The sequence below is a fragment of the Streptomyces calidiresistens genome, from assembly GCF_014141525.1.
Classification (GTDB): Bacteria; Actinomycetota; Actinomycetes; order Streptomycetales; family Streptomycetaceae; genus Streptomyces; species Streptomyces calidiresistens.
The window spans coordinates 1-905 of sequence record NZ_VKHS01001324.1; the positions used below are offsets into that span (position 1 = coordinate 1).

Consider the following 905-nt stretch of genomic DNA (forward strand, 5'->3'; position numbering starts at 1 on the left):
GGCCATGGCCGCGGCGAACCCGCCGGGGGAGCCGGGCGGGGGGACGGCGGCGCCGGGTGACAGGCCGGGGCGCTCGTCCTCGCGACCGCCGCCGGTGCGGTCCTCGGGGCGGCGCCACAGCTCGGGGGTGATGCCGCCGGCCGGCGCCGACACGGGCCCGCCGTCCGTCGCCGACCGGGCCGCCGGGTCGGCGAGCCCGGCGGGGTCGCGTTCGGTGCCGGCCAGGCGCTCGGGGTCGGCGATCAGCGACCGGTACAGCGGGCAGCGCTCCTCCAGCTCCTCGCGGGTGCCGACGTCCACCAGCCGTCCGGCGTCCAGGACGGCGATGCGGTCGGCGAGCAGCAGGGTGGAGCGGCGGTGGGCGATGAGGATGGTGGTGCGTCCGGCCATCACCTCGTTCAGCGCCTCGTGGATCTCGTGCTCCACGCGGGCGTCCACGGCCGAGGTGGCGTCGTCCAGGATCAGCAGCCGGGGGTCGGAGAGCACGGCACGGGCGAGTGCGATGCGCTGGCGCTGGCCGCCGGAGAGGGTCAGGCCCTGTTCGCCGACGACGGTGTCCCAGCCGTCGGGGAGGGCGCGGATGAAGCCGTCGGCGCGGGCGATCCGGGCGGCGGCGCGCAGTTCGGCGTCGGTCGCGTCGGGGCGGGCGTGGGCGACGTTGGCGCGCAGGGTGTCGGAGAACAGGAAGGGGTTCTCCGGGACCAGGCCGATGGCGTCGCGCAGCGAGTCGAGGGTGAGGTCGCGCAGGTCGTGGCCGCCGAGCCGGACGGCCCCGGTGTCCGGGTCGTAGAAGCGCGGCAGGAGCTGGGCGATGGTGGACTTGCCGCTGCCGGAGGTGCCGACCACCGCCAGGGTCTCCCCCGGCTCCACGCGCAGGGTCAGCTCGCGCGTGTCCCTTATACACA

The 905-nt window shown here is 76.7% G+C and carries 1 protein-coding gene; it reads right to left on the reverse strand.

Annotated features, from left to right (window positions below; translation table 11 throughout):
* Positions 1-905: ABC transporter ATP-binding protein (locus FOE67_RS27110; RefSeq protein WP_182667457.1), on the reverse strand; the 905-nt coding region annotated here is incomplete at both ends.